The 25,378-nt window shown below is 38.0% G+C and carries 18 protein-coding genes; all 18 read right to left on the reverse strand.

The genetic code is table 11. From position 1 onward, the window contains the following. Nucleotides 1-149 precede the first annotated feature (149 nt). Nucleotides 150-2,477, reverse strand: a complete 2,328-nt coding sequence (locus RM573_RS00685; protein ID WP_311575749.1) for an efflux RND transporter permease subunit — start codon at nt 2,475-2,477, stop codon at nt 150-152. Next, nucleotides 2,478-3,488 carry a WD40/YVTN/BNR-like repeat-containing protein gene (locus RM573_RS00690; RefSeq protein ID WP_311575752.1) on the reverse strand — a complete coding sequence of 337 codons (1,011 nt, stop codon included), beginning with the start codon at nt 3,486-3,488 and terminating at the stop codon, nt 2,478-2,480. An 87-nt stretch (nt 3,489-3,575) separates the two neighbouring features. Beyond that, on the reverse strand, nt 3,576-4,934 hold the full coding sequence (locus RM573_RS00695) for a DUF1329 domain-containing protein (RefSeq protein WP_311575755.1): 1,359 nt from the start codon (nt 4,932-4,934) through the stop codon (nt 3,576-3,578). Between the two features lie 11 nt (nt 4,935-4,945). Next, nucleotides 4,946-7,021 carry a DUF1302 domain-containing protein gene (locus RM573_RS00700; RefSeq protein WP_311575758.1) on the reverse strand — a complete coding sequence of 692 codons (2,076 nt, stop codon included), beginning with the start codon at nt 7,019-7,021 and terminating at the stop codon, nt 4,946-4,948. 371 nt (nt 7,022-7,392) lie between these two features. Beyond that, nucleotides 7,393-7,611: a DUF2835 domain-containing protein gene (locus RM573_RS00705; protein WP_311575761.1), complete on the reverse strand. Its 219-nt coding sequence runs from the start codon at nt 7,609-7,611 to the stop codon at nt 7,393-7,395. 1 nt (nt 7,612) lies between these two features. Then, a complete protein-coding gene (pepN, locus tag RM573_RS00710; protein WP_311575764.1) occupies nt 7,613-10,180 on the reverse strand; it encodes an aminopeptidase N in 2,568 nt (855 codons plus the stop codon). A gap of 186 nt (nt 10,181-10,366) precedes the next feature. Next, nucleotides 10,367-11,824, reverse strand: coding sequence for a Na+/H+ antiporter NhaC (gene nhaC / locus RM573_RS00715; RefSeq protein ID WP_311575767.1), 1,458 nt, complete (start codon nt 11,822-11,824; stop codon nt 10,367-10,369). Nucleotides 11,825-12,049: 225 nt separating this feature from the next. Then, a complete protein-coding gene (gene prc / locus RM573_RS00720; RefSeq protein ID WP_311575769.1) occupies nt 12,050-14,083 on the reverse strand; it encodes a carboxy terminal-processing peptidase in 2,034 nt (677 codons plus the stop codon). Nucleotides 14,084-14,100: 17 nt separating this feature from the next. Next, nucleotides 14,101-14,829: an RNA chaperone ProQ gene (proQ, locus tag RM573_RS00725; RefSeq protein ID WP_311575771.1), complete on the reverse strand. Its 729-nt coding sequence runs from the start codon at nt 14,827-14,829 to the stop codon at nt 14,101-14,103. A gap of 19 nt (nt 14,830-14,848) precedes the next feature. Next, nucleotides 14,849-15,130, reverse strand: a complete 282-nt coding sequence (locus tag RM573_RS00730) for a hypothetical protein (protein ID WP_311575773.1) — start codon at nt 15,128-15,130, stop codon at nt 14,849-14,851. A gap of 5 nt (nt 15,131-15,135) precedes the next feature. Continuing rightward, nucleotides 15,136-15,606 carry a GAF domain-containing protein gene (locus RM573_RS00735; RefSeq protein ID WP_311575775.1) on the reverse strand — a complete coding sequence of 157 codons (471 nt, stop codon included), beginning with the start codon at nt 15,604-15,606 and terminating at the stop codon, nt 15,136-15,138. Nucleotides 15,607-15,703: 97 nt separating this feature from the next. Further along, on the reverse strand, nt 15,704-16,453 hold the full coding sequence (locus RM573_RS00740) for an SIMPL domain-containing protein (RefSeq protein ID WP_311575777.1): 750 nt from the start codon (nt 16,451-16,453) through the stop codon (nt 15,704-15,706). A gap of 225 nt (nt 16,454-16,678) precedes the next feature. Further along, nucleotides 16,679-17,884: a 2-methylaconitate cis-trans isomerase PrpF gene (gene prpF / locus RM573_RS00745; protein ID WP_311575779.1), complete on the reverse strand. Its 1,206-nt coding sequence runs from the start codon at nt 17,882-17,884 to the stop codon at nt 16,679-16,681. A gap of 168 nt (nt 17,885-18,052) precedes the next feature. Then, entirely contained in the window at nt 18,053-20,683 is a 2,631-nt protein-coding gene (gene acnD, locus RM573_RS00750; protein WP_311575781.1) for a Fe/S-dependent 2-methylisocitrate dehydratase AcnD, read from the reverse strand. A gap of 147 nt (nt 20,684-20,830) precedes the next feature. Beyond that, nucleotides 20,831-21,970, reverse strand: coding sequence for a bifunctional 2-methylcitrate synthase/citrate synthase (gene prpC, locus RM573_RS00755; RefSeq protein WP_311575783.1), 1,140 nt, complete (start codon nt 21,968-21,970; stop codon nt 20,831-20,833). A gap of 78 nt (nt 21,971-22,048) precedes the next feature. Further along, nucleotides 22,049-22,939 (reverse strand): methylisocitrate lyase, encoded by an 891-nt coding sequence (gene prpB, locus RM573_RS00760; RefSeq protein WP_311575785.1) that lies wholly within the window; start codon nt 22,937-22,939, stop codon nt 22,049-22,051. Nucleotides 22,940-22,955: 16 nt separating this feature from the next. Further along, nucleotides 22,956-23,648 (reverse strand): GntR family transcriptional regulator, encoded by a 693-nt coding sequence (locus tag RM573_RS00765; protein WP_311575787.1) that lies wholly within the window; start codon nt 23,646-23,648, stop codon nt 22,956-22,958. Between the two features lie 138 nt (nt 23,649-23,786). Continuing rightward, the gene (locus RM573_RS00770; RefSeq protein WP_311575789.1) at nt 23,787-25,016 is read right to left on the reverse strand and encodes a nucleoside recognition domain-containing protein; all 1,230 of its coding nucleotides are present in this window, start codon (nt 25,014-25,016) and stop codon (nt 23,787-23,789) included. Nucleotides 25,017-25,378: the final 362 nt, after the last annotated feature.

The raw sequence follows: 25,378 nt of genomic DNA on the forward strand, positions 1-25,378 counted from the left end.
ATTTTTCTGCTCAGACCATTCATAAAGCGAGTTTAGCGGGGTGTTTTAATGCAACAATAATTGTTTATTCACTAGTTATAAATAGAAAATGACCTTTCGGCCATTTTCTTGTTTATTTATGCAAAAATTTAATTAAAGATTAATTAAAATTATTTTTCAGTTTTCCATAGAAAACTTGCAATTGCCGGTAAAACCGTAACCGCGGCAAGCATATTCACTAAAAACATAAAAGTAAGCAAGATGCCCATATCTACTTGAAATTTCAAATCAGAGAAAAACCAGGTCGACACGCCAATTGCTAACGTGATCCCGGTAATTAACACCGCGCTACCTCTTTCGTATAAAGCTGCTAAGTAAGCGTCATTTAATGATAAACCATCTCTTAGTTTTACACTCATCGTCGACAAAATATAAATACCATAGTCAACACCTATCCCCACCCCTAAGGCAATAACAGGCAGTGTAGAAACCGTTAAACCTATATCAAGTGCAGTCATAAGCCATTGTGCTAACGTAGAAACCACAAATAATGGCACGACGACAGAAATAGTTGCTCTGACACTTCTAAAGCTAATTAAACATAAAATAATCACCGCAGCGTATACATAAATCATCATAGGTAACTGAGCTTCAGCAACGGCTTCATTGGTAGCTCCCATGACACCAATGGGGCCAGAAGCCAATTTAAAGGTAAGCAAATCATTATTTAATTGACTGATATTCAATTTTGCCTGTTCAACGACACGATCTATAGTTTCAGCCTTATGATCTTTTAAAAATAAAATGATCGGCATAACGCTACATTCATTATTTAACAAACCTGTTGAACTTGGAACATTCGATAAAGCTTGAGCAAGAGCAAATTGATTGGGTGAAATAATGCGCCATTTTAAGTTGCCTTCATAATAGCCAGCATTTATGACTTTCATTACCGATGGCAAACTGACCGCTGATTGAACCCCTTGAACATTTTCCATATGCCATTGGAAATCATCCATGGTTTTTAATACGTTAGTGTCAGTACAAGCATTTGCCGTTGTTTCGACAATCACAGACATATAATCAACACTAATGGCATAACGATTGGTGATCAAAAAAGTATCTTGGTTATATCGAGACTCTTCATGTAACGCTGGTGCACCAGCATGTAACTCACCTATTTTTAATTGCTGAGAATAATGATAGCCAAGTAAAAATAACAGCGTGGTAATTGCTAGAATAATTGTTGCAACCCCTCTTTGGGTAAAACTAGCCATAAATCGCCATAAACTAGAATTATTATCCGATTGAGTCGCGGTTTTCTCTTGTGCAGTTTGACTATTTTTATGTAAATTTAAATAGGAGATTAATACTGGCAACAAGAGTAAATTGGTAAAGATAATGACCGCGACACCTAAAGACGCGGTGATGGCTAGTTCACGAATAATTCCAATATCTATAGATAATAAAGTGATAAAACCAACCGTATCTGATAGTAATGCCGCGCCACCTGGAATGATTAAAGAACGGAAACTAAACTGAGCAGCATCTTTGGTAGGCAAGCCTTGAGCCACTTTTTTACCTATGGCGTTTATCATTTGCACACCATGACTGACACCAATGGCAAAGACCAAAAATGGCACCAGAATCGACATTGGATCTAAGCCAAAACCTAAACTAGATAATAGGCCCATTTGCCAGATCACTGCAATTAACGAACAAGCAATAGGTAGAATGGTTAATGAAATAGAACGCGAAAATAAAAATACCATGACTGAGGTAATTGCGATGGCGACAGCAAAGAAAGTAACAACCCCTTTTGCTCCTTCAGCCACGTCACCCACCATTTTGGTAAAGCCAATGATATGTACGGTGATATTACCTTTTTCAAAAGGTTTTCTAACCTCGTTCTCTAAAACAGACGCTAACGCAATAGAGTCAAGCTTTTCACCAGTGTTTGGGTTTTTCTCCATCAAAATAGCTTTTACCATGGCGCAGCTATAATCATCGGCAACGATACGTCCAACGATCCCTGCTTTTTCAATATTATTTTTTACAATGTTTAAGCCATGCTCATCGGCTTTAAAGTCAGCAGGAACCACAGGGCCGCCAGCAAAACCATCTTCTACAACCTCAACAAAGCGCGTACTTGGAGAAAATAACGATTTAACTTGTGTTCTATTCACCCCTGGAATAAAAAATAATTGATCATGCACACCTTTTAAAGCCGTAAAGAACTCAGGGTTAAAAATGTCACCTTTTTGATGACAAACAGAAATAAGGACATTATTAGCCCCACCAAAGTTTTCACGATGCTTTAAATAGGTTTTCATATACTCATGATTTAACGGTATATTTTTTGTGAATGACGCATCTAATTTAATCTGAGATGCTTGAAAACCTAAAAATAGGCTTAATAAAATAAACGAGACTAAAACGAAAAGTCGATGTCTGAAAATGGTTATTTCTAACCGATTAATAAAAGCATTGATTGTCATTTAATTTATTACCTGTAAAACTTTAATACCGACTTCTGAAGCGACGACTAATTGTTGATTAAAAACGGTGCCCGCTAACAAGGCTTTGCCATCATTTTGTAAATGTTTGGTGTAAGTACTACCATCATCATTACTTTCTAACAACACACCATTATTACCAAGTAAAAACAATTGAGTTTCTGTGGCTAACACAATGCTATTTAATAATGTGGTTACAGACGTTTCACTTTTTTGCCAAGGACTACCATTTGTCAAACTTCTAAAGCTATTACCCCGTAGACCTACGGTTAATAAATTACCCTGTTGTGTTCGAGCAACATCAAAAAAAGACCCATGATAAATATCATCAAAACGTTGCCAGTTTTTGCCAAAGTCGTTACTTTTCGCGATCAAGCCTACTTCACCGACTAAATAAGTTGTGCGTCCATCCAAGAAGATTCGATTAAAATGAGGAAGAATACTAGCACGCTCATCTAAATACGTTTGCTCATCTTCTTGTTTCAACTCTGCAAGGTAATCTAAGTCATCTTGTGACAGTAATGAAGTATGAAATTCTTGTTGCCAAGTCAGGCCGCCATCAAGGGTGCGAAAGAATAAACCGTAGGCACCTAATGCCACCCCTTCTTGCTCATTAATAAAGGCGACATCGAGTAATGGTTTTTGCTGGTGAGGAAGAAATTGTTGTATTTGCCATGTAAATCCGCCATCAGAGCTATGTAAAATAAGCCCATCATGACCAACAGCCCAGCCTAAAAGGCTATTTACAAAAGTCACCGCCGTTAAGGTAGTTTGAGTAGGAACAGGCATTTGCTGCCAATCTTCAAGATTTTCAGCCCGCAGAATATGGCCGCGTTCACCGACAGCAATCATAAACTTATCTTCAACATTGGTTACATCAAATAACATCGATTTGACAGCTAATGGAGACATCATTGCAGGCGTTACTTGTTGTTCAGCTTTACTTACCAAGCTAAGAAACAAACAAAAAATCAAGCCAGTCATTACTCTCATTGAACGATTCACCTCAAATATAAAAATTAACAATATAAAAAAGGCTGACACTTAGCCAGCCCTTATTCATCGACTAATCAAAGGTGATTAGCGATTATCACGCTGTAAAGCTCTTGATGTAAACTGTATATCTTTTAGTTTAGCTGAAAAATCATACATTTTGTTTTCATTATCTAAACCAATCGCAATATAACGTTTTGATTGGAAATCATGAAACACATCAAGTGTTGACCACTGAGTAGGAACTTCATAGTAATTTAAACCATGAGCAACCCCTACGCGGTATAATTCATCGCGATCATCATAAATATCGGTAACCGCAATTTGCCAGCTATCTTCATCAATATAGAACACACGTTTTTTATACGTATGACGTGTATCTGATTTCAAATTAGCTTCAACCACCCAAACACGATGTTTCTCATAACGAACAAGGTCAGGGTTAATATGACCTGCTTGAATAATTTCGTCATAAGTCACTTTATCACTGTGTAAACGGTAATCATTATAAGGAATATATAATTCTTGTTTACCTTTTAGGGTCCAATTATAACGATTTGGCGCACCATTAAACATATCAAAATCATCGGTTGTTCTTAAACCATCAGCTGCGGTACCCGGGGCATCATAAGCAACAGTCGGTGCTTTTTGCGCTCTTCGAATACCTTTATTGTAGATCCAAGCTTGGCGAGGTGTTTTAATTTGGTCCATCGTTTCATGTACCAATAATGCCGTACCAACTAATTTTGAAGGCTCTGTAACTTTTTGCTTAAATTTAAACAAAATATTAGTTTCTTCTAGGGTTTCTGGCGAAGCACCTTTAACTCCATAAGGCAGCATAAGCTCTTCATCAAAACCTATGTATGTAAAGTCACCAGAAGCCGTAGGTGTTGCTTGTCCTGCTTGACGTGTTAACGCTTCACCACGATAACGTAAAATATGATTCCAAATGGCTTCTAAACCATTTTGAGGAATAGGAAATGGCACACCAACCGCTGATTGAGTAATACCATTTCCATCTTGAATCAATTCAGCGCGACCAGCGTTATCAATAGATGCTTGATAAACATGCTCAGGAAATGATGCTGAGCGTCTTGTTTGATAAACATTCATTTTGTAAGTATCAGGATAGGTTTCAAATAACTTCACTTGTCCTGGCGTAAGTACACTCTTATATTGTTCAACATTGGCTGATGTGATGGTAAATTCAATTTTATCGTTCGGAAACGGATCTATATGATGCGTACCAGCGACATAACCAGCCGGTAATTCTGTGATACCACCTGTCCAGGCAGGTATTGAGCCATCTGCATTTGCACTGCGAGTAGCCCCCATTGCCGTTAGTTCGCCTGATAATCTTTTTACTTGTTGTTCATCAACTTTAGCGTTGGTAACTCCTGAAAGAGTAAAGCCAATCGCTAATGATAATAAGGTAATTTTTTTCATTTTTTACAGCCTTATAAAGAATATTTTACATTGAAAGATACATAGTCACGATCTGACATTTGGTTCGTGGTACCAACACCACCCCAAAAGCCGTTATAGCTGATATCTGCTGACCAGCGACTTTGATAATCAAATGCGATACCTGCAGATATAGATTTTCTATCTTCTACAAATAAAAATAATGGATCCGGTGTAATACCACTCACATCGTGAGATAAAACAATACGAGGTGACATATTCACACCAGCAAATACATTGGTGTAATCCAGTTTAGTTACAAAGCGATAGCCCCAGGCAAAATCATCAGGGAATGGGTTTGTTTCAACACCATTTTGCAACGCTAAGGCTAAACCTTCTTTATTACCTGAAATGCCACCACTTCTTGCCGTTCCTGGGCCGTTAAGTCTTAAAACATCTTCATCAGGCATATCTTTTATACTGATACCACCAACTTCAAGTAACGTCGTTAATTGACTAGCTCCTAAAGAAGGCCCCCAAAAACGCGTCATTGTCATTTGTGCTTGCACCGTATCAGATAATATAAATCCATCGGCTTTTTGGCCTAATCCAAACACTGGCATTTGCGAAATACCATCTAAATCGGGACGTAACCCGGCATTTGCAAGCTGTTGAGGCATTGCAGCGAATAACAACTCCACATCATCAATTTGTAATGGCTCATCTTGTCTAAACGTTACTTCACCCGCAAATGCGGTACCTGCCATGGTCGTATTAAAACTTAACGCATAAAGTTTAATATCTTCAACGTAGTCTAATTCTACACGTGAGAAAGACGCTAAATCTGTGTAATTTTCTTCTGTTATTGGTGCAGCAAGGATAGTCCCTAAATCTTGACTCACTTTACTGTAATCAGCTGTAACACCTGAGAAAACAGGACGACGACTATGATAATTTATATGATATAAACTAATTTCAGTTTCATTTAACTCAGGTAAATACCAAGATAAACGTAAACCATATTGACCGCCATCTTCTGGATCGTTTTCCGCATCTTGACGTCTAAGCGTTAGTTTGGTTGGAAATGCGCCAACATAATCAGCTCCTGCTTGCGCTAATACAGCACCAGACAGAGCAGGATCACCACCTGCAGCACCTAGTTTTCCTAAAGTATCATTTCTAAAATCGTTTAAACTATCAATTAAAAAGTCTAAGTCCATATCTGGGTTACCAGTAAACCCTAACTGAACATTATTATAATGTCCGCCATCACCGGCAAAATCATTGGTAGAAAAATAACTTCCTGGTGCAGGTAGAATGGTTTTTTCCCATTCGTACTGATAGAACAATTCAACGTTAAAGTTTTCCGTAACTCCCAATGAAGCCCAAACAGCACCAAATGGAATAAATGCTTCGGTAAGTTCAGAGCCTGGTGCCTTTAAACGAGAAATATCAACAGGATTGATTTCACTAATACCATGTGAAATTAAGGTACTTTCCCCCCAACCAATCACTTGTTGCCCAACGCGGACTGAAAACGGCATTTCACCGATATCAAAGTCACCATAAAAATAAGCATCTAATAAGCGAACGTCACTACATAATTGCTCAGATGCTGTATCATCACGGCAAGGGTCATTTACTTTACCAGTAAGCGGACTAGACCAAGCACGATCAGAGTCTGACATTTCCATATCATAGAAATACATTCCTCGAAGGAAGAGGCCCATATTATCGTTACGGATATCTAGTTCATGAGTCCCTTTAAATAAACGAGAAAAAGTTTCTCCCGCATCATAATTTAGATTACCTGAATCACCGTTATTAGAGTAAGAGCCTTCACCTTGCCATATCACAGCATTATTTGGATTAGGATTTAACGAAGGATGGTAATTAGAAAAATCAAAACCATTATTGGGGTTATTTGATTTACCAACGGTGTCACCCCAGTTTCTATCTTCAACTCGCCAACTTGCACCTACAGAAAACGTTGAATCAAAACGAATATCAAAATCCCCTAATTCAAAATTTGAAGCAAACACTTGCGAAGTTGTTGAGCACATTAATGCCGCAGCAACACCAATAACCAATGGTTTTTTTGAAAACCTTTTGATTGAGCTTTGTTTCATTACTCTCTCCCCAGACCCGAAACAGTTATTATTGTTATATTTATAATCTTTCTATATTACGTTAATCAGAAAGGATAAATCCTACTCATCAACCTGACATTAGATTTAATATAGTAGTATAAAACAATAATTGCATCATTTTTGAGGCTAATCAAGCGATAAAAACGAATGTTAAGAGACTGTATTTTAATGACTTGCGCACAATTTTAGCACAAATAAAAAAAGCCGTTTAAAACAAGCGTTTTAAACGGCTGTATTTTTGGAATAGTTTTATTAAAACCTTTATACACACTAATGATTCAGAGCAGTTTTCTACAAGCTTATCGAAATGTCCAAGATGGTCTGACCACTGTTTAAAGCATTAACTCTAATCATGCAAGTTTTTCCAAAGAAAGAAACTTATTATTTTCAGTTTTCAAGCAAAAATAACCTTTAATCCCTGTTGGTAATAAAAACTTTCTTAAATGCATCGCTGGAAATTGTACGGTTTTTCCTTCATTGGTCGTCACAACGATGTCTTGTATTTTACCTTGGTAATAAGGGTAAAAATCAAGGGTAGAGATATTAATGGAAAAAAAATAACGCTTCATACTAATGGTTCAAAGTGGCATCTAATTTTTCTTGTAAATCTTTCGATAAATTCGGTAACGCAGCTAACTCAAGCAACTGCTCTTTTATTATTTTTTGTCTTTGACTATCAAAGCGCTCAAACTGAATTAAAGGTGTGATTAACCGAGAAGCCACTTGAGGATTGATATCATTTAACTGTTTTATTTGTTGGGCTAAAAACTGATAGCCCTTACCACTTTCACAATGGAAATAACGTGGATTCTGTTGAGCAAAGGCACCAATTAAAGAACGAGCACGATTGGGGTTTTTTAAAGTAAATAAAGGATGCGTGAGCAAGCTTTCTAAATGACTAAATACTTTTTCACTATCCAGGCCTGCTTGAATAGAAAACCACTTATCCATCACTAATGGTGTTTCATACCATTGTTGTTCAAAATCTGTCATTAACTGGTCCGTGACATTATTTGCAATTTTAGCCGCTCCAACAAGCGCAGCCAGTGTATCAGTCATATTATCGGAACTTTCATATTGCTTAGAAATCAGTTCATGATATTCAGGTAATGAGGTTAAATAAGAAAGACAGACATTTTTTAATGCTCTTTCAGCAATGGATTGACCATCATTTTTATAATCTTGACCTTGAAATTTTTGATAACTCAGTGATAATTCTTTTGTTAATCCTTTCGCTAAGAATAATCTCACTTTTTGAATCGCATCAAGCAAAGCAATAGGATCGGCTTGATCTAGCTTATCAATCAACTCATCAAAACTAGGTAGAGTCAATTGCTCGGCTTTTAGTGCTGGATCAATATCTGATGCTAAAATTTTGGCGAACGCGGCGATCAACGTCTCTGTCAAGTCGAATTCGCTTTCTTTCACTAATGTTAAAATATAACCCGTAAGTAAACTCTGCCCCGCATCCCAGCGATTAAACGCATCGCTCGCGTCGACCATTAATGTCGCTAACTCGTGGTTGCTTTGCGGAAAGTTCACTTTTACTGGAGCACTAAATCCAGATAAAAATGCCACGATAGGTTTTGCATTGTAGCCCTTAAATTGCCAGGTTTGCTCACTTTCAGTTAATGCTAAACAATGCTGTGCTTTGCCATTGTCTGTGATTAATTCAATCTTAATCGGAAGATGTAAATTCCCTTTGACCGGCTGTACTTTACTTGGCGCATTCACTTGTTTGACCGTCAAACTAAAGACTTGCTTGATTTCATCATAAGCTTCAATGACTGTTAATTCCGGCGTACCTGATTGACTATACCAACGTTTAAATTGTTGCAAGTTAATACCTGAAGCATCTGCCATGGCATCAACAAAGTCATCACAAGTAACGGCCATACCATCAAAACGTTCAAAATATAAATCCATGCCTTTTCGAAAATTATCTTTGCCTAATAGCGTATGGATCATCCGAATAACTTCCGCACCCTTTTCATAAACAGTTAAGGTATAAAAGTTATTCATTTCGACAACTTTTTCAGGACGAATAGGATGTGCCATTGGCCCCGCATCTTCTGCAAATTGATGAGCACGTAATACCCGAACATTTTGAATGCGAGTCACCGCCGCTGAATGCATATCGGCACTAAATTGTTGATCCCTGAAAACGGTTAATCCTTCTTTTAGGCTTAACTGAAACCAGTCTCGACACGTGACACGGTTACCCGTCCAATTATGGAAATATTCATGGGCAATAACGGCTTCAACATTAAAATAATCGGTATCTGTCGCGGTTTTCTGATCGGCCAAAACAAATTTACTATTAAAAACATTGAGACCTTTATTTTCCATCGCCCCCATATTAAAAAAGTCGACAGCCACGATCATATAAATATCTAAATCATATTCTAAGCCAAAAGTTTCTTCATCCCATTGCATCGATTTTTTTAATGATGCCATTGCATGGTGAGCTTTAAATAAATTGCCTCTATCAACAAATATTTCTAAGGCAACGTCTCTTCCCGAAACGGTTTTGTATGAATCACTTAATACGTCAAAATCACCAGCCACTAAGGCAAATAAATAGCAAGGTTTTAAAAACGGATCTTGCCAAGTTACAAAATGCATACCATTAGGTAAGTCACCTTGAGCAATTTTATTGCCATTTGAGAGTAAATAAGGGTATTTAACTTTGTCAGCGATAATCTTAGTTGTAAATTTAGCCATGACATCAGGACGGTCTAAATAATAACTGATACGTCTAAACCCTTCAGCTTCACATTGTGTACAAAAAGCACCACCCGATTTAAATAACCCTTCAAGCGCTGTATTTTCTACAGGGTTTATTTCAGTAACGATTGTTAAACTAAAGTCAGATTTTGACACAGGAATTGTCAATAACGTTTCAGTTAATTCGTAATGCTCTTTGTTAAGCGCTACACCATCAATCGAAACAGATACTAACGTCAAATGTTCACCATTTAATACTAAATCGGCATGATTATTATTCGTGCTTGAAACCGACATCTCATTGGTAACAATAGTGGCAGTATCAGAAAGTTCAAACGTGAGATTGATGGTGGAAATGGAAAAGTCGCTAGCTTGATAATCCGCTAAAATTCTTGCTGCGTTATCGGTCATAAAAGAGGTCCTACAATAAATATTCGATATATTTTGCCATGGTTTACCAGATAAGCAAAATCATGAAAAAGAAAAAGCCTGTAATGAACAGGCTTAAAAGTGAATGTTTATTTAATAAATATTTAAAAAAAAACAGTTTTGGTTATTAACGTTTCATTTCGAATCAAACGTGAACGTTAAATTATACTAATCTACATCAGTAATTTTTTTAATGTTATAGCCTAAATAGCCATAAATTATCGCCATAATAGGGTTTATAAGATTGAAAAAACAATAAAGAATATAGTCATATGAGGTTAACGCTAATGCCGCAAACATAAATGCACCACAAGTATTCCATGGTATTAACGGTGAAGTAATCGTACCAGAGTCTTCTAACGTTCTACTGAGAACGGTGGGATGTAAACCTCTTCGTTCATATTCTTCTTTGTACATTCTTCCTGGCATGACAATCGACATATATTGATCGGCTGTGATCAAGTTAGTACCTATACATGTTGCCACGGTGCTGGCAATTAAGCTACCCGTTGATTTTGCTGCTGATAAAATTGATTCCACAAACTTTTTCAGCATGCCTAAATGCTCTAAAACAGCGCCAAAACTTAAAGCACACATCACTAGCCAAATCGTGTTAAGCATACTAGACATACCACCACGACTCAGTAATTCATCTATTTCATCATTACCAGTATTAACAACAACACCATCAAAAAATGCCGTCCAAATAACAGTAATAAAAGCTTTTGTTTGGCTCAGCCCTTCCGTTGCCATAGTTAAAATTAATTCTTGCTGAAAAACAGCAGCCCAAATGCCACCAATAATGGCGCCAATAGCAACCGCTGGAAACGCAGGGACTTTTTTATACGCTAAGAAAAGCAAGATAGCCAACGGAATTAGATTCAATACAGAAATATTAAAAGTTGAAATTAAAGTATTACTTAACGTTTCAATAGCCTCGGTATTTGCAGAGTCACCAGCAGAATGATTGAAACCAATAATTAGAAATAAAACAAGGGCAATACTTATCGAAGGTATCGTTGTCCAAAGCATATAACGAATGTGGGCAAATAATTCACTACCGGCCACTGCAGGTGCTAAGTTAGTAGTTTCAGACAGGGGTGACAATTTATCGCCAAAATAGGCACCTGAAATCACCGCGCCAGCAGTTATTGACGTCGACATTTCAAAGCCATTGGCAATACCAATAAAAGCGACACCTACAGTTGCAGCGGTTGTCCATGAACTGCCAATACTCATGGCAACAATACCACAGACCACACAAGCCGCTGCATAAAACCAACTGGGATCTATAATTTGTAAACCGAAATAAATCATCGTCGGAACGGTACCAGATAATAACCAAGTACCTATTAAAGCACCTACCGTTAATAAAATTAATATCGCGCCTAATGAAATAGAAATACCATGAATAATGGCTTTCTCAATTGATAACCAAGTATAACCATTTTTTAGCCCTATTATTATGGCGATACCCATAGCAAATAACAGAGCAATTTGATTCGGCCCATAGGATGAGTTGTCAGCAAAATAAGTAACGGAGGCTGATAACATGATCACTAGAGAAACAAGAGGAATTAAAGCATCAAAAAAACTAGGTGCTTTGCTTTGATTTTCAACTGACATAAATGCGTTTGACCTTAATACAAGTAGTTTTATTATAATAGTTTTTAGTGTAACGGGCCATAACATGCCCTGACTTGTCTAGTGTTGCAAGAACTTTATTGTAAACGAGCATTTATTGCACAATAAATTTATTCTAGAAAATAATAACTATTCACCAATAGTGATTAAAAATATTTATTTAAAAAAAAACCGCCTTTACAGGCGGTTTCAAAATTGGTTTATTAGTTATTTTTTCGCAACTTTACCCAATGAAACTAAATCAAAGGTAATTTTAGCTGTTTCTGCTAAAAAAGGGTCCAACTCGTCGAGTTCATCCGGTAAGTCATCTAACGAATTAACCGGTTCTTTGCCCAAAGCTTTTAAACGTTCATTTGCTCGAACTAACTGTTTTGCTTTTCTAGCATCAGCTTTAGCTTTTCGTTTTGCTAAATTAAGCGAAATCGTTTTATTATCTTTTTCAGCTTTATATTCTTTAATATCATCCAATAAATAATTAAATTCAGTATTAGATTTTATTCTTTCTTGGTGTAATGACGCTAAATATTCAACATCAGTAGCAATATTATTCACTTGAGAGTAACGAGCTTTCGGAACTTGATCCCAAGGTAAGGCATTTTCTTCCTTGCTTTCCCCCCAATCATCTGGATCTATCGCTGATGGAAAAGCAATATCGGGTAACACGCCTCTATGCTGAGTACTACCACCATTAATACGATAAAATTTTGCAATCGTGTACTGTATACTTCCTAATGGTTTTTCGTATAAATCGTAAACACGACCTAGTGGACGATGTTGCTGGACGGTACCTTTACCAAAGGTATGTTCACCAACGATTACGCCACGACCATAGTCTTGAATCGCTGCTGAAAAAATTTCTGAAGCAGAAGCACTATATCGATCAACCATCACGGTTAAGGGACCATCGTAATAGCTTACACCATCTTTATCACGATTGACTGATATACGATTAGCACCGTCTCGTACTTGAGAAACAGGACCTTTATCAATAAATAACCCAGTCAACAGGGTTGACTCAGTTAGAGAACCGCCACCGTTTCCACGAAGGTCGATAATAATCCCTTCAATATCTTGTGCCTTAAGTTTATCTATTTCTTTTTTAACATCTTGAGACAAATTATTGTAAAAACTTGGAATATTAATAACACCTAATTTTTTACTATTTTCATCGCCTTGTTTTTCATAAAACACTTCAGATTTTGCGGCTCTATCCTCTAAAATAATTTTATCGCGAATAATCGATACCACTTTGATACTTGATTCATCAATTTCTTCACCTGAAAGGACTTGTAAACGAACTTTACTTCCTTTCGGCCCTTTGATTAAATCAACCACATCATCCAAGCGCCAACCGATAACATCTTCAAACTTTTCTTCACCTTGAGAGACACCAACAATACGGTCTTTTGGTTTTAAGGCATTCGATTTATCCGCAGGTCCACCGGTGACAATACTTTGGATAACGGTATAATCTTCTTCGGCTCGAAGAACAGCACCAATGCCTTCAAGAGATAAGTTCATATCCATTTGAAAGCGTTCGGCATTTCTGGGTGATAAATAAGACGTGTGAGGTTCAACAACTCGAGCAAAACTATTCATCACGATTTGAAAAACATCTTCACTTTCACTTTGTTTTAAGCGACGAATAGCATAGCGATAACGCTTTCCTAACACCTCTTGCACTTTGTCCCATTCTTTACCAGCAAGGGTCAAATTTAGCGCATCATATTTAACTTTTAATCGCCATAATTCATTTAATTCGGTTTCAGAGACAGGCCATTCAGCATTTTCGCGATCATAGTGATAAGTTTCGTCTATGGTAAAATCGAATGGTTTTTCTAATAACGTTAAGGCATATTCATAACGTTGTAATCGACGTTGTAAATTTAAATTATAAATATCGTAAGCAATATCGAGTTTGCCCCGAGCGATAACACTATCAAAATCTAAACGATATTTTTCAAAACCTTTAATATCATCGGCTAAAAAAACATTTCGATTGTAATCAAGTTGTTTAATATAACGATCAAATATCTGTTCAGATAATACATCATTCATCTGAACAGTTTTATAATGAGCACGAGTAAATTGTGCTGTGATACGTTTACTAGAAGCAGCATGCTGACCTTCAGGTGCTAAAATAGGTAAAGGTGTTGATTTGTCAGCAGTTGATAAAGCAAATAGGCTAACAGAGGTTAGCGATAACGATACGGCAAGTGCGATACGACAAATTTTTTGCATGCTTGCTACTCCATAAATTATTCAGTGAAAATATTTTTGACTTGAGTTTTGACAACCATTCCAGAATTAAGTTGCACACTCACTTCATTGCCTGAAACTTCGGTGATCACAGCGTCAATTGGCGAGTTACCTAATTGAACTTTTACCGCTTTACCGACTGTAACAGCATTTGATTCAACAGGTTTAAGTTTAACGGCTACTTTAGATTGTGCACGATTATTTGACTTAACGGCTTTAAATTTAGCTTTATCTTTAACTTTGTTTTTATCGTTAGACTTTTGCTGAGCACCAGTGATTTCGGGCTTTTTACCTTTATAAGGTTTTTTCCCACCGTTGTCTTTATAATTTTTGTTACCAAATTTTTCTTGGCTTTCTTTTAGGGTTTTAGCAGCATAATCGGCTTGTTCTTGATCAATTTCTGCAGCTTGCTCACCGTTAATATCTACACGAAATGCACCTAACCTAATCGCTTTTAGATAGCGCCAGCTACTCGTATAATGACGGAGTGCTTGACGCAAACGTGTTTTACTTACAGTCTCATCATCGGTTAACTGTTCAGCAAGATCTTGGAAGATACCTATCTTTAATGGTTTAGCAGCACCCTCGATTGAAAAACATGCTGGAAATTTTTCCGCCAAATAAGCGATAATTTCTTTAGTGCTGGTGCGTTTAGTATTTGCCTCAACCTGAGTTCCTGTTTCTTTTGCAGTTTCTACAGGTGTTTCGCTTTCTGTTTTAGTTTCCATAATACAACTTTCTATTTATTTACTCTGTTAAATACTGATCACGATTAGCAAGCAGGTTTTGACACCAATCACTAATATCTGAACTTTCAATTTCGGCTAGCGCATCTTGCCCTATCCAATTTTCCCAAACCAAAGCTAATAATTGATTTAATACCTCTGGTTCAATGTCTTCTTCTGCATAATCATACAAAGTATGATAAATCTCATTGAGATTTTCTGCGACTAACTCTTCTTGACCGTCCCAATCACCAACTACGGCTTCTGAAACAAGAAAATCATGAATAACGACAAACTCTTTCATAATTTTTAACCTTGTGCTTTATCAATAGCTTGGCTAAAAATTTCAACAATAGTTTCGAGACCTTTTTGATCATCTTCATCAAAACGATCAAACACTACGCTATCTATGTCTAACACCGCTATAATTTGATTTTTCACTACCACTGGAATTACGATTTCAGAATTACTTGCCGCATCACACGCTATATGTCCAGAAAATTGATGAACATCGGCAATCCGTTGAGTTTTGTTTTCTGAAACGGCAGTCCCACAAACCCCTTTACCAACGGGGATCCTAATACAGGCAATTTTACCTTGAAATGGGCCTAAAACAAGCTCTTGATCAACAACTCGATAAAAGCCTACCCAATTCACTTTATCTAAAGCGTCAAACAGTAATGCACTAATATTAGCCATATTAGCGATGATATCTTTTTCATCACCAATTATAGCGCTAGTTTGCTGTGTTAACTGAGCATAGAAATCAGTTTTAAGCATAGAAATATTTCACTATTTTCAAAATGGCCATAACATACCGCGATAATACGCTAAATTAAAGCTTTATAGCAGATATATTCCTAAATAAGCAGATTATCTAATCTTCTATGGCATAAATGGCGATAACTTGAGCAGAAACTGCCTTTTGGCTGACGTTCGAACTAAATCCTGCTTTTGCCTCACTGGCCATCGCAAATCGCATCGGAGAATAATATCCTGACTCTTTTAATGATAAAAGACTTCCTAATTTCACGCCTGCTTGTTGAGCGATACTGTTTGCCTTTTGCTTCGCTTTGTCAATGGCTTGAGATAAAGCTTCTTGATACAATTTTTCAGCATTTTCTATCGACATTTCAACGGGTGAAATATGGCTAACACCTAACTTAACAAGATCATCGAGTATTTGGTCGTACAGAGATAATTGTTTGAATGAAATAGTCATAGTTCTACTAACTTCAAAACGTGTTAGGCGACTGGTGTTTTCTTGCTCCGAATGTTTACCGGATAATAGAATTTTTTCTTGAGCGTTGAGCCGTTTATGAAGCTCTTGTTGTTCAAATGTTATCGCTGGTTTTTCATAAATAGGAAAGAGTCTTACTTGTGATGAATCGATATTGTCTTCATTAACGCCACGCTTTAAAAACATTTTTACGATTTTAGTACTTTTATCGTCCACAATCATTTTCGTTTTGTTAGCACTTTTTCCTCGCTCTTTAATACTAATGGTTAAAGAAAACACATCAGGAACCGCCATCACTGAGGCTTTACCAGTAACTTCAATCCCTGTAAAAGCATGGACGTTAGGTATGACACTTAACAAACATATGACGACTAATCGTTTAAACATTTTAACTCCTAGACAAAAATCTAATTAAATGAATGAATATTTAATTCACGTTGGAACATCGGACAATGATTATTATTAATAAGTTCAGCTTAACAACTTACCTATTTCATGCAAATAAAAAGCCCCATATTTATAGAAATATGGGGCTTTTATAAAGTTTAGTACTTTTAGGCTTGGCTAATTGATTTGTTATTTATGTTTTTCTTTTAAGTTAAGAATAAGTATTTAAAACGAATCTTCGGGAATGCGTACCCAGCCTTCCATTAAAATACGGGCACTACGACTCATCATAGCCTTATCAACAAGCCAGCATCCATCCTTTTTACTTGCTTTGGCACCAACTTTTAACACGCCTGAAGGGTGACCGAAAGTGACAGACTCAGCTGCCTTTTGCTTTTCGTCCTTACTTGCAGCAAGCGCAACTATTGTGCCTGGAATTGCGGCTGCAGCGCCAATAGCAACAGCTGCCGTGCCCATCATCGCATGATGAAGTTTCCCCATCGACAGTGCACGTACATTTAAATCTATTTCATCTATTTGAATATTTTTACCACTCGAGGTGGTATATTCCTTTGCCGATGAAACAAACGCGATTTTCGGGGTATGTTGGCGATCAACCGCTTCTGAAATATCCGATATTAACCCCATTTTCATTGCACCATGTGACCGGATCACTTCAAAACGTTCTAATGCAGCTTCGTCATTGTTGATAGCATCTTGTAATTCTGTACCTTGATAACCAATATCTTCGGCGTTGATAAAAATAGTAGGAATGCCAGCACTTATCATCGTCACTTCAAGCTCAATGCTGTCGAATGTACCTGAGGCTGGTACTTGTAGCACATCTTTAACATTCCCTGTTGGAAACATAGCTTCGGATGGATCAACTGGCGAGACAAATTCAACGGGGACTTCTGCAGCAGGAAATGTAACACCATCTAGCTCAAAGTCACCCGTTTCTTGTACTTCGCCATTAACTATGGGTACATTCGCAATAATGGTTTTTGCAATATTTTTTTGCCAGATACGCACTGTACACACGCCATTTTCAGGAATACGTGCACTTTCAACCAACCCAGCATTGATAGCAAAAGAGCCTACGGCAGCGGTAAGATTGCCACAATTTCCTGACCAATCGACAAACGCTTTATCAATGGCCACTTGGCCAAATAAATAATCCACGTCGTGTTCAGGCATTTCACTTTTCGATAAAATTACCGTTTTAGAAGTGCTTGATGTTGCGCCCCCCATCCCGTCAGTTTGTTTTCCGTAAGGATCGGGGGAGCCTATAACGCGAAGAAGCATATTATCGCGTGCACTTCCAGCAACCTGACAACGCTTTGGTAAATCCGTTAAATTAAAAAACACCCCTTTGGATGTACCGCCACGCATATACGTTGCCGGTATTTTTATTTGAGGAACATGAGCCATTGCTCTCACCTTTGTAAATTTATAACAAGGGCACCTTGAGATCATTCAAGGTACCGCTTAAAAAACATTAGTTTATAAAACGCTAATCTTTGCTCTTAGCGTCACGAAAATGATGCGCTTGATTTGTCAAGAAAACACCATTGACATAACGATTCAATTAAAAAGGCGTTATACGTTTGATTGAAGAAAATCACTAGCAAACTTTTGTAAAACCCCACCAGCGGCATGAACAATGACTTCCTCAGCTGTATCTAATCGACATTTAGTGGTTATTTCTATCACTTCACCTGCATGTTCACCTTTTTGACGTGTCATAATCACTGTCATGTTACCGCCTGGCGACGTGTTACCTTTAACGTCAAATGTTTCACTGCCATCAATATTGTAGGTATGACGCGTTTCACCGTGAATAAATTCAAGCGGTAAAACCCCCATCCCAATGAGATTAGTTCTGTGAATACGTTCAAAACCTTCCGCAACAATAACTTCTACGCCGGCTAAACGAACACCTTTAGCCGCCCAATCACGTGAAGAGCCCTGACCATAATCAGCACCAGCGATAATGATCAACGGCTGTTTACGTGCCATATAGGTTTCTATTGCTTCCCACATGCGGCTTTGTGTACCTTCTGGTTCAATACGCGCTAACGAACCTTGAATAATATTGCCTTGTTCATCCTGACACATTTCATTAAATAACTTAGGGTTAGCAAAAGTTGCGCGTTGCGCCGTTAAGTGATCACCTCGATGCGTTGCGTACGAATTAAAATCAGCTTCTGGTAAGCCCATTTTATCTAAATATGCCCCTGCCGCACTATTAAGCTGAATCGCATTCGAAGGAGATAAATGGTCCGTCGTAATGTTGTCGCCTAACACAGCTAAAGGCCGCATACCTGTCATGGTTCTTTCACCAGCAAGCGCACCTTCCCAGTATGGAGGTCTACGAATATATGTGCTTTTCTCATCCCAATGATAAAGCGGACTTTTTGCAGGCTCAAATGCGCCTAAATCAAACATCGGTGTATAAACTTTCTTAAATTGTTCAGGTTTCACACAGGATGTAACAATCGCATCAATGTCTTCATCTGATGGCCAAATATCTTTTAAGGTGACATCATTACCTTGATGATCTTGCCCTAAAACATCTTTTTCAATATCAAAACGCATCGTACCGGCAATTGCATATGCGACAACTAGTGGCGGAGATGCTAAAAATGCTTGTTTTGCGTAGGGATGAATACGACCGTCAAAATTGCGGTTGCCCGATAATACAGCCGTGGCGTATAAATCACGTTCAATAACTTCTTGTTGGATCTTCGGATCTAATGCGCCAGACATACCATTACAAGTAGTACAGGCATAACCAACAATACCAAAACCTAATTTTTCCATTTCCTCTAACAGGCCTGCTTCTTCCAAATATAGTTTGGCCACTTTAGAGCCAGGTGCAAAGGATGTTTTAACCCAAGGTTTTCTCAGTAAGCCCAACTCGTTTGCTTTTTTAGCAATAAGTCCAGCCGCAACGACATTACGTGGATTAGACGTATTAGTACATGAAGTGATAGCCGCGATGATCACTGCGCCGTCAGGCATTTCACCTGCGGCTTCTTGTTGTTTACAACCTGCTAAATTTTTAGCAATTTCCTTTGAGGCTAAATCACTGGTAGCTAAACGTCGGTGAGGGTTTGACGGCCCGGCCATATTACGACCTACCGTTGATAAATCAAATGTTAACACCCGTTTATATTGAGCATCTTTTAAATCATCCGCCCATAGCCCTGTATGTTTAGCGTATGTTTCTACTAAGGCTACTTGCTCTGGCTCTCGTCCAGTCAAAGTTAAGTAATCGATAGTTTGCTGATCAATATAAAACATTCCAGCTGACGCACCGTATTCTGGCGTCATATTTGAAATGGTGGCACGATCACCAATCGTTAAATCAATGGTGCCTTCACCGAAGAATTCTAAATAACTAGAAACCACTTTTTCATTTCGTAAAAACTCGGTGATCGCTAAAACGATATCGGTCGCTGTGATACCCGCTTGTCGTTTACCGATTAATTTTACACCAACAATATCAGGTAAACGCATCATTGATGGCCGACCTAACATAACGGTTTCAGCCTCAAGACCGCCCACACCAATAGCGATAACGCCTAAAGCGTCAACATGTGGCGTATGAGAATCCGTACCAACACAAGTATCAGGGAAAGCCACACCATCTCTGACTTGAATGACAGGTGACATTTTCTCTAAATTTATTTGATGCATGATACCGTTACCCGCGGGGATAACATCAACATTTTTAAACGCGGTTTTTGTCCATTCAATAAAATGGAAGCGATCAGTATTTCGTCGATCTTCAATGGCGCGGTTTTTCGCAAACGCATCGCTGTCAAAACCGCCATGCTCGACAGCTAATGAATGATCAACAATCAATTGGGTTGGCACAACGGGATTCACCTTTGCAGGATCACCACCTTGATCAGCAATAGCATCACGTAATCCGGCTAAATCAACCAATGCTGTTTGACCAAGAATATCATGACATACTACTCGCGCTGGGTACCAAGGAAAATCTAAATCTTGTTTATTATCAATGATTTGTAGTAATGCAGCTTTTAAATCGTTAGGCGCGCATTTGCGAACTAACTGTTCCGCTAATACTCTTGATGTATAAGGCAATCTTTTATAGGAACCCGGCTTAATGTTTTCGATGGCTTCTCGGGTATCAAAAAAATCTATCGTTGCACCATTTGACTTATAACCGGGTAAAGGTTTTCGATAATCGTAATTCATAATGTATCCAATTTTATCTATGGAAAAAGGAGCAATTAATACTCCTTTGAAATTGACTGCTAACAATTAAGAGGCCGTTATTTAATTAACAACCTTTTTAAATAGCGGTTAGTTTACCGTTGAAAATAACGACAAATTCACCTTAAATTATCTTTCAGTAATAGGGATGACTTTACGTGGCTCTGAGCCAGTATAGTCAGCTGACGGTCGAATGATGCGATTATTTGCTCGTTGCTCCATCACATGTGCCGCCCAACCGGTTAATCGTGACATCACAAAAATAGGAGTAAATAACTTGGTTGGAATGCCCATATAGTTATAGGTTGAGGCATGGAAGAAATCAGCATTACAAAATAACTTTTTGGTATCCCACATAAATTCTTCACAGGCCACTGAAATGTCATATAAAGACGTGTCGCCATTTTCAGCAGCTAACTTTTCAGACCATTGTTTGATAATAACGTTACGTGGATCTGACGTACGATAGATAGCATGACCAAACCCCATAATTTTTTCTTTACGTGCCAACATACCAGCCATTTGCTCTTTTGCGTCAGCTGGAGATTTAAATTTTTGAATCATATCCATGGCCGCTTCATTCGCGCCGCCATGAAGTGGACCACGTAGTGAACCAATAGCGCCAGTGACACAAGAAAACATATCAGATAAAGTTGATGCACAAACACGTGCGGTAAACGTAGACGCATTAAATTCATGTTCAGCATATAAAATTAATGACACGTCCATAACACGACGATGTTGCTCAGAAGGCTCTGTTTGATTTAACAAACGTAAAAAGTGCCCTCCTAATGAGTCTTCATCCGTAACACAATCAATTTCAACATTGTCATGACTAAACTTATACCAGTAGCACATAATGGCAGGGAAAGCGGCTAGCAATCGATTAGCGGCTTTATTTTGCTCTGAAAAATCTTTTTCTGGTTCTATATTCCCTAAGAATGAACAACCCGTTCGCATGACATCCATTGGGTGAGCATCTGCTGGTATACGCTGTAACACTTCTTTTAGTGCTTGTGGTAAATCACGCATTGCCGCAAGCTCAGCTTTATAAGTTGCCAATTCTTGAGCATTAGGCAATTCACCATTAAAAAGTAAAAAGGCCACTTCTTCAAAGGTGGCATTGTCAGCTAAATCGGCGACATCATATCCACAATAAGTTAAGCCTGAGCCAGACTTACCAACCGTGCAAAGTTTAGTTTCGCCTGCACTTTGACCACGTAAGCCTGCACCGGTTAATTTTTTAGCATTCGAATTTTCTTTAGACATTGTAACTTCCTCATATTTCTAATTTTTTATGCGTTATCGCTAGCATTTTATTTGGTTACACGTAACCGAGTATTGCTTTTATTTATTTTTCTCTTCGGAAAATAACGCATCTAATTTTTGTTCATAATCGTGATAACCAAGGTAGTCATACAAATCCATACGGGTTTGCATATTGGTAATTTCTGCCTTTTGGTCACCATCAGTTAATAAGGTTTTATAAACAGACTCTGCTGCTTTGTTCATTGCACGAAATGCCGATAATGGATAAAGCACCATAGCGCAGCCCCACTCAGCTAATTGAGTTTTATTCCATAATTCAGTTTGGCCAAATTCTGTAATATTTGCTAAAACAGGAACATTTAAGTTTTCAGTAAACGCGCGATAATGCTCTTCCGTTTTAACGGCTTCAGCAAAAATACCATCAGCACCAGCTTCAACATAAGCTTTAGCACGCTCAAGAGCAGCTTCTAGACCTTCTTGGGCAAAAGCGTCTGTGCGCGCCATAATAAAAAAGTCAGCATCAGTTCGTGCATCAACTGCCGCTTTGATGCGATCAACCATTTCTTCCGATGAAACAATCGCTTTATTAGGACGATGACCACAACGTTTTTGCGCGACTTGATCTTCAATATGTACTGCTGCGGCACCAGCTTTTTCCATATCACGAATAGTTTTTGCAATATTGAATGCTCCACCCCAACCCGTATCGATATCAACTAATAAAGGTAAACTTGAAGCGGAAGTAATACGTTGTACATCAGCAATCACATCATTTAACGAAGTCATGCCTAAATCTGGTAAACCGTATGACGCATTTGCGACCCCCCCACCAGATAGATAAATAGCCTGATGGCCTAATTGTTCCGCCATCATTGCGCAATAAGCATTGATAGTGCCGACCACTTGTAAAGGCTTATTATTAAGAAGTGCTTGTCTAAATTTAGCACCTGGAGATAATTTTACAGACATAAAAACGTCCTCTTGGTTAATGAGTGTTGCTGTTTTTTTCAGCAATTTTATTTTCGATATTTTTCCGTGAAGCTGCGATATGACGCCTCATTAATATCTCAGCAAGTTCGCCATCCCTATCAGCAATCGCCTCAATAATGCGCGAATGTTCCTCAAAAGCTTTACTGGCTCTTGGACTATTCATGCCAAATTGGCAACGATACATTCGAACTAAGTGATAAAGTTGACCGCATAAAATATTGATCAGCTGTTGATTATGACTACCTAGAATAACTTTATAATGAAAATCAAGATCACCCTCTTCTTGATAATAGGCTGTTCCTTCTTTAAGCGCTTGCATACTGGCATGCTGCGTTAATATGTCTTTCATCTCGCTTATTTCACGATCTGTCATATACATAGCAGCTTGTCGACACGCCATGCCTTCCAGTGATTCACGCACCACATAAATTTCAAGTAACCCTTCAATAGAACACTCAACGACTTTTGAGCCTATGTTTGGTTTACGTTCAATTAAATGGCACTTCTCTAATCGATTAAGCGCTTCCCTTAGCGTAGAACGACTGATTTGATATTGCTTCGCCAGCTCTGGCTCGCTTATTTTACTGCCAGCAGGAATATGTCCTTCGACGATCGCATGTAACATGCGTTGAAAAACTTTATCGGCAGTGGTCACTGGAGTTTGTAATGTAGGGTTTTCTAACGCCATTATTGTCGACACTTATAAATATTTACAACGATAATAGTTGAAATATTGCTTTAGTCAAGTACAAACCCACTATATTGTCGACAATTTAAAAAATAAAATCATCTGTCACGTGGTTGAAAGTAAGCAGAGATAGGTTGATTAACCAAAGAACCAATAACAAACAAAAACTGCGGCAGAAATTCCGGCAAGATCAGCAAATAACCCGCAAGTGATAGCATGTCGGCTATAACGAATACCTACAGAGCCGAAATACACAGCAAGTACATAAAACGTCGTTTCAGTAGAGCCTTGAACGATAGACGCTAATCGCCCCGCGAAGGAGTCTGCACCATGAGTATTCATGGTTTCTATCATCATAGCTCTTGCGCCAGAGCCACTTAACGGTTTGATAATTGCAGTCGGTAATGCGTCGACAAACCTACTATCAAAACCTAAAAAGATAATAACTTGCCTAAAAGTGTCGACAATTAACTCAAGCGCGCCACTAGCTCTAAAAACACCGATGGCACATAACATTGCTAATAAGTATGGAATCAGTTTAATACTGGTTTCAAAACCCTCTTTAGCGCCTTCAATGAAGCTATTATAAACATCAACTTTTTTTCGCATAGCGCTAAGGATGAAAATAACCAGCGTGAGAAATATCAATAAATTACCAAATAACGAAGACTGTTGTGCTAAGGCTTGGGCTGTTAAGGTTGAAAAATATACGGCTATTCCGCCAATAACGGCGATACCTGCAGAAAGATAAAGTAACACGACTTTATCATACAGTTTTATTTTTTGAATGGTCGCAACTGCCAGCAAACCGGCAATGGTCGAAGCAAAGGTGGCTAACAAAATTGGGATAAAAACATCGGTAGGGTTTACCGCACCTTGTTGAGCACGATAGACAAACACAGCAACGGGAAATAAAGTCACAGAAGATGTATTAAGCACGAGAAATAAAATTTGTGCATTACTAGCGGTATCTTTTTTTGGATTTAGTTGTTGTAAGTCTTGCATCGCTTTTAAACCTAAGGGCGTTGCAGCATTATCTAATCCTAAGAAATTAGCCGAAAGGTTCATGGTCATAGAACCCATTGCTGGGTGTCCTTTAGGCACCTCGGGCATGAGTTTATTAAATAAGGGGGAAATTGCTCGAGATAATTTTTCGATTAATCCGGCATGCTCTGCTACTTTCATCATCCCAAGCCAAAAACTTAAAATACCAATCAAGCCAATGGCGATATCAACCGTCACTTTTGACATATCAAAAATTGCAGTTACTAATTGCTCAAAAATCAGAATTTGATCTAAGACTAACCATTGATAAAGTGCACTTATAAAGGCAATAAGGAAAAAGCTGATCCAAAGACGGTTTAACACGGTATATTTCAATTATTTAAGGTGAAAACATTATCATTACATAGTTAATTAGAGACTTAAATACATAGTGAGGAATTCCTTCCCTGAAAAGCTGTGAGTAACTTGTGAACTAACCGTACAAAAGCGGTGAACATCATGTGACAGTAATATCGCAAAACTTAATAATCACCTTTATTTACAATAAGTTAAATTTAATTAAAAATAAAATTAGCAATTAGTAAACTTTGCACTACAATTAACTTTACAGATGAATTATTAACCAATAATGCTCGCAAGCTTTCTATTGTTTTAGTAACAAAACCTGTTAATTAGCGCACGGCTCATCTCCTTTTTGAGCCATCCCCTAAGCCCGGAACTAGGTG

It is taken from the genome of Thalassotalea castellviae, from assembly GCF_031846185.1.
GTDB lineage: Bacteria > Pseudomonadota > Gammaproteobacteria > Enterobacterales > Alteromonadaceae > Thalassotalea_H > Thalassotalea_H castellviae.

Excerpts from the sequence above, each read along its gene's own strand:
- RM573_RS00690 (WP_311575752.1), bottom strand. The coding sequence starts at position 3,488 with ATGAGAGTAATGACTGGCTTGATTTTTTGTTTGTTTCTTAGCTTGGTA.
- RM573_RS00695 (WP_311575755.1), bottom strand. The coding sequence starts at position 4,934 with ATGAAAAAAATTACCTTATTATCATTAGCGATTGGCTTTACTCTTTCA.
- prpB (WP_311575785.1), bottom strand. The coding sequence starts at position 22,939 with ATGTCTGTAAAATTATCTCCAGGTGCTAAATTTAGACAAGCACTTCTT.
- RM573_RS00740 (WP_311575777.1), bottom strand. The coding sequence starts at position 16,453 with ATGTTTAAACGATTAGTCGTCATATGTTTGTTAAGTGTCATACCTAAC.
- proQ (WP_311575771.1), bottom strand. The coding sequence starts at position 14,829 with ATGGAAACTAAAACAGAAAGCGAAACACCTGTAGAAACTGCAAAAGAA.
- RM573_RS00685 (WP_311575749.1), bottom strand. The coding sequence starts at position 2,477 with ATGACAATCAATGCTTTTATTAATCGGTTAGAAATAACCATTTTCAGA.
- prpC (WP_311575783.1), bottom strand. The coding sequence starts at position 21,970 with ATGTCTAAAGAAAATTCGAATGCTAAAAAATTAACCGGTGCAGGCTTA.
- nhaC (WP_311575767.1), bottom strand. The coding sequence starts at position 11,824 with ATGTCAGTTGAAAATCAAAGCAAAGCACCTAGTTTTTTTGATGCTTTA.
- RM573_RS00765 (WP_311575787.1), bottom strand. The coding sequence starts at position 23,648 with ATGGCGTTAGAAAACCCTACATTACAAACTCCAGTGACCACTGCCGAT.
- acnD (WP_311575781.1), bottom strand. The coding sequence starts at position 20,683 with ATGAATTACGATTATCGAAAACCTTTACCCGGTTATAAGTCAAATGGT.
- pepN (WP_311575764.1), bottom strand. The coding sequence starts at position 10,180 with ATGACCGATAACGCAGCAAGAATTTTAGCGGATTATCAAGCTAGCGAC.
- RM573_RS00700 (WP_311575758.1), bottom strand. The coding sequence starts at position 7,021 with ATGAAACAAAGCTCAATCAAAAGGTTTTCAAAAAAACCATTGGTTATT.
- prc (WP_311575769.1), bottom strand. The coding sequence starts at position 14,083 with ATGCAAAAAATTTGTCGTATCGCACTTGCCGTATCGTTATCGCTAACC.
- RM573_RS00735 (WP_311575775.1), bottom strand. The coding sequence starts at position 15,606 with ATGCTTAAAACTGATTTCTATGCTCAGTTAACACAGCAAACTAGCGCT.
- prpF (WP_311575779.1), bottom strand. The coding sequence starts at position 17,884 with ATGGCTCATGTTCCTCAAATAAAAATACCGGCAACGTATATGCGTGGC.
- RM573_RS00705 (WP_311575761.1), bottom strand. The coding sequence starts at position 7,611 with ATGAAGCGTTATTTTTTTTCCATTAATATCTCTACCCTTGATTTTTAC.
- RM573_RS00730 (WP_311575773.1), bottom strand. The coding sequence starts at position 15,130 with ATGAAAGAGTTTGTCGTTATTCATGATTTTCTTGTTTCAGAAGCCGTA.